Annotated in this window: 3 protein-coding genes; 1 reads left to right on the forward strand and 2 read right to left on the reverse strand. The window is 63.7% G+C overall.

The window, feature by feature from the left end:
* Positions 1-217 precede the first annotated feature (217 nt).
* Positions 218-3,439 carry a PAS domain S-box protein gene (locus tag ACYVDE_RS13950; protein WP_460502154.1) on the forward strand — a complete coding sequence of 1,074 codons (3,222 nt, stop codon included), beginning with the start codon at positions 218-220 and terminating at the stop codon, positions 3,437-3,439.
* Here the strand turns inward: ACYVDE_RS13950 and ACYVDE_RS13955 are convergent.
* Both ACYVDE_RS13955 and ACYVDE_RS13960 read right to left on the reverse strand, forming a co-directional pair.
* Complete coding sequence (locus ACYVDE_RS13955) at positions 3,436-4,416, reverse strand: aldo-keto reductase family protein (RefSeq protein ID WP_460502155.1); 981 nt, start codon at positions 4,414-4,416, stop codon at positions 3,436-3,438. The genes ACYVDE_RS13950 and ACYVDE_RS13955 overlap by 4 nt on opposite strands.
* 123 nt (positions 4,417-4,539) lie before the next feature.
* On the reverse strand, positions 4,540-4,881 hold the full coding sequence (locus tag ACYVDE_RS13960) for a cupin domain-containing protein (RefSeq protein WP_460502156.1): 342 nt from the start codon (positions 4,879-4,881) through the stop codon (positions 4,540-4,542).
* Between the last annotated feature and the right edge of the window lie 291 nt (positions 4,882-5,172).

Genomic DNA, 5,172 nt, shown 5'->3' on the forward strand with positions numbered 1-5,172 from the left:
CGAGGCGCTGCAGCTGGCGTTTGCGCTGCACGGCGTGCACGGGCCGGTGCCGGTGTCGCACAGCTACGTGGGGCAGCTGCCGGGCGGCGGTCCGAAAGCCGGCTGATTCCGTACGTCGGCTATATAGCTTAGCTAACCATTAGCTTAGCAAGTGGTTGTCGGTGATGCCGATAGCTGCTGCGCTGGCCTGAGAACCAGCTTCCTTTCCTGCTGTGCTATGACGAATACCGACGACTTAGTTGCTGAGATTGCCCGGCTGCGGGCCGAAAACCGCGCCCTGCGCCAGCAGGTGGCGGCCTCTGGCCCCGTGCCCGAAATGGCCGACGAGCCGGCTTTTGTGGTGCCCGACCTACTGCACTACCTGTTGGGCGAAGCGCATACTGGCCTCATTCTGGCCGATGCCGACTGCCGGGTGCAATGGGTGAATGCCGGCTTCACGGCGCTGACGGGGCTGGCGGCCGAAGCGGTGCTGGGGCAGCAGCCCATCACGTTTTTGCGCGGCCATGTGCGCGATGTGGGGCTGAGTGCCTACATTGAGGAGCGTTTGTGCCAGCAACTGCCATTTTCGTATGAGCTGCCCCAACCAACCCGCGCGGCAGTGCGCTGGCTGCGCGTGAGCGTGCGGCCGGTGTCGCCCCTGGCTGGCAGCCTCGTGCGCTACGTGGGTGTGCTCGAAGACATCACCGCTTGGAAGCAGGAGCAGCAGGCGCGGGCCAATGAGGAGCCGCGCTTTCGTTCGCTGGCTGAGAATGTGCCCGGCGTACTGTACGAGTGGCATAAGTTCGACGAAGGGCCTTACCATTTCGACTACGTGAGCCCCAAGGTGCGCGAGCTGTTTGGCGTCGAGCCCGAAGACCTGGCCCGGATGACGGATTTTATTCATCCCGACGAGCTGGAGGGCTTTCTACAGAACCTCGATTATGCCACCCGCAACCGCCTGCCGTGGATTTATGAGGGCCGCGTGGTGGTGGCCGGCCAGCCCGTGCGCTGGATGCGGGGCAGCGCCACTATGACTGAATCCGGCCCGGGCTGGGTGAAATACAGCGGCCTGCTGCTCGACATCACGCCCCTGCGCATGGCCGAGAAGGCGGTGCGGGCCGGCAACATGCGGGTGCAGATGGCCTTCGAAGGCTTCGGCGATGGCACCTGGGAAATCGATTTGCGCACCAAGCATGCGTATTATTCGCCAGAGTACAAGGCCATGCTGGGCTATTCCGATGAAGCTTTTGCCGCCATCTGCGACGACTGGCACAACTTCGTGCACCCCGACGACTACGGCCCGACGTGGCAGCTCATTCAGGACTATTTGTCGGGCAAGCTGGCGGCCTGCACCGGCGAAATGCGCCTGCGCTGCGCCGATGGTACGTATAAGTGGGTGCTCACGCGGGCCATCATCACCACGCGCGATGCGGCCGGCCGGCCCGCCACGCTCACGGGCTCCAACACCGACATCTCGGCCCTGAAAGATGCGCGGGGCGCGTTGGTAGCCACCAGCCGCCGCCTGCACGCCGTCATCGACAACTTTCGCGAGGGCATTGTGCTTGAGGATGAGAACCGGCGCATCATGCTCACCAACGAGGCGTTTTGCCAGCTGCTAACCAAGCCCACCAGTCCCGCTCAGCTTGTGGGTTACCAGGGCGAGCAGCTGGCGGCGCAGTCGCTGGCCTACGTGCGCGAGCCCGATGCCTACCTGGCGCGCATCGAAACCCTGCTGAAACGGAGAACCTTGGCGCTGGCCGATGTCATTGAGCTGACGGACGGGCGAGTGTTGCAGCGCGACTACATCCCGGTACACGACGAGCAGGGGCAGTACCTGGGCCAGCTCTGGAAGTTTCAGGACGTGACGGCTCGCACGCGGGCCGAAACCGAGCTGCGCCGCCGCGAGGAGAAGTACCGCGGCATTATCGAGAATATGTCGCTGGGCCTGGTGGAAGCCGACCTCGACGACCACCTCATTTACGCCAACCAGAGCTTCTGCGCCATGACCGGCTTCTGCACCGAGGAGCTGCAGGGGCAGCGCTTGTCGCCGCTGCTGCTCACCGGCGAAGATTTGGCTTTGGTCGAAAGCAAGCTGCAGTCGCGGCAGGACGGGGTGGCCGACTCGTACGAAATCATGGTGACGGCCAAAACCGGCGAGCCCAAATGGCTGCTGGTGAGCGGGGCTCCGCTCTACGACAACCAGCACCGGCACGTCGGCTCCATCGGCATCTACCTCGACGTAACGCCCCAGAAGCAGCTCGAAGCCCGCCTGCGCGAAGCCAAGGCCGTGGCCGAAACCAGCACCCAGGCCAAGCAGCGCTTCCTCACCAACATGAGCCACGAAATCCGCACGCCGATGAATGCCATTCTGGGCATGAGCCGCCTGCTGGAGAAAACCCCGCTCAATGCCCTGCAAAATAGCTATCTGAGTGCCATCACGGCTTCGGCCGACATGCTGCTGGTCATCATCAACGATATTCTCGATTCGGCCAAGATTGAAGCAGGCCGCCTCACCATCGAGCACATTGGCTTCGACCCCGTGCGCCTGTGCCAGCAGGTTGAGAAAACCCTGCGCTACCGGGCCGAGGAAAAAGGCCTGCTCTTCGAAACCCGGCTTGACCCAGCCCTGCCCGCCGTGCTGTTCAGCGACCCGCACCGCATCACGCAGGTACTGCTCAACCTGGCCGGCAACGCCATTAAATTCACCGACCAGGGCCACGTACACCTAGCCTGCACGCTGCTTGGCCAGCCTACCTCCTACGAAGCGTTGGTCGAGTTTGTGGTGGAAGACACGGGCGTGGGCATCGAGCCGGAGTACCTGAAGCAGATTTTTGAGGAGTTCAGCCAGGAAAACCCGTCCGTGACCCGGCAGTTTGGCGGGACGGGGCTGGGGCTCAACATCAGCCAGAAGCTGGTGGCCCTGCTGGGCGGCGAGCTTCAGCTCGAAAGCAGCAAGCATGTGGGCACCCGCAGCCGGTTTGTGCTGCAGCTGCCCGTGGGCCATCCCGATTCGCTCACCCAGAAGCAGTACGACGACCTCGACTACCTGCACCAGGCCCTGCAGGGCAAGCGCCTGCTGCTGGTCGAAGACAACGTGTTCAACCGCATGCTGGCCACCATTTTCCTCTCGAATGCCGGCATCGATGTGCACGAGGCCGCGAACGGCCAGCTGGCTGTCGACTTGGCCCGCGGGCAGTCGTACGACCTGATTTTGATGGATGTGCAGATGCCCGTGCAGAACGGCTACCAGGCGACAGCCCAGCTGCGGCGCGACCTGGGCATTGCCACGCCCATCATCGCTCTCACCGCCAATGCCATTGTGGGCGAGCGCGACAAATGCCTCGCCGCCGGCATGAACGACTACCTCACCAAGCCCTTCGAGGAAGTGAAGCTGTTGAAGATGGTCTATAAATGGGTGATAGGCTACCAGCCCTACAAGGCGGTGGGGCCTAGCGCCTAGCGGTTCACCAGGCGGGCCGCGCTTTCGCCGTAGCGTGCTCCCGCCACCGGATGCGCCGCCAGCAATGCCTGCAGCTGCTGCTGCTCGGCCGGCAATAGTGTGATGGCGGCTGCCGCGGCGTTTTCTTCGAGATATTTAACGCGCTTGGTGCCCGGAATAGGCAGCAGGTGTTCATCCTGCGCCAACAGCCAGGCCAGGGCTAGTTGGGCCGGGGTGCAGCTTTTGGCGGCGGCAAAGTCGTGCAGGCCCGCCAGCAGCGGCGCATTGGCCGCCAGGTTGGCGTCGTCGAAGCGGGGCATGCTACGGCGCAGGTCCTGCGTCGCCAGTTGCGGGCCCGCCGCCGTGAGCAGCCCCCGGCCCAGCGGCGAAAATGCCACCAGGCTAATGCCCAGTTCCTGGCAAGTGGGCAGAATATCGGCCTCCACGTCGCGCGTAAACAGCGAGTACTCCGATTGCAGCGCCGCCATGGGATGGGTGGCCGCCGCCCGCCGCAGCGAAGCCGCCGAAGCCTCCGACACGCCCAGAAACCGCACTTTGCCGGCCTGCACTAAGTTGGCCATTGCGCCCACCATTTCTTCCACCGGCACGGCCGGGTCGATACGATGGGCGTAGTACAGGTCGATGGTATCAACGCCCAGGCGCCGTAGGCTGGCATCGCAGGCGTCAGCAATGCGCTCGGGGCGCACATCGAGCGCGGTGCCGCTATGGCCGTCGGCCACGAAGCCGAACTTGGTGGCCAGAAACACTTCGGCCCGGTGCGCCTGCAGCACCGGCCGCAGCAGCTCCTCGTTGGCCCCGAAGCCATACACATCGGCCGTATCCCAGAACGTGATGCCCAGCTCCAGGGCGCGGTGCAAGGTAGCGGTGGCTTCGCGGGCGTCGCTCGGGCCGTAGGCGTAGTCGGAGGCCATCGACATGCAGCCCAGCCCCAGGGCCGAAACGTGCTGGCCGGTCCGGCCCAGTTCGCGGGTTTTCATTGCTTGAAATAGGAGGGGAGAATAAAAAATAAGCTGGTTCTGAATGTCACAAAAGCCCCGCGGATGCTTAAGTGTTGCATGACGCGGGGCTTTCGGGTTATTCGGGGCAATAAGCCACAGGTACTACTGCTCGTCGCGGCCGTGCACCTGGGCCGGGGGCGACGTGGCTTCTACCGCCGAGAAGGTTTCCAGAATCTTGTAGGTGTGCTCGGCATCCTTCGGTACTACCCAGGAGTTGCCGGGCTCCAGAATAACCATCTGGCCGGCCAGATGCAGTTCGGCACGGCCCGCGAGCACGTAGCCCACCGTTTCGTAGGGGCGGGAAGCGGGCGCCTTGGCTTCGCCGGGCTGCTCGTTCTCCCACATGCGCATGGCCACGTGCTTGCCCGAGGCCAGGTATTTTTCGCCGTCGGGGCCTTTAGGCGAGTGGCGCGAATCAATTTTGGTGAGGGTGGTGTCGGACATAAAACGAAAGGAAAAAGTGGAATAAAAACACGAATTGCGTACCTTTTGCCGGGGCGGCTGCGCGCCGCTCCCGGTGTTCGGGTGGCTGGCTAAACGGCCGCCGCGTCCGTGGCGTTGCCCGGGCCCACCCGAAACTTTTGGTTCACCGGCAGGTTTACTGTCCCGGTCCTAATCTCACGTTTTTCCGCTCCCGTGTCTTCCGAAGCCCTTTCTTTTGCCGAGCAGCTGGCCCACGCCCACGCCACCGTGCCCGACGCCCTGCCCGGCGCCGCCTTCTGCGCCCTGGCCGAT

The sequence above is a fragment of the Hymenobacter agri genome (assembly GCF_054778495.1).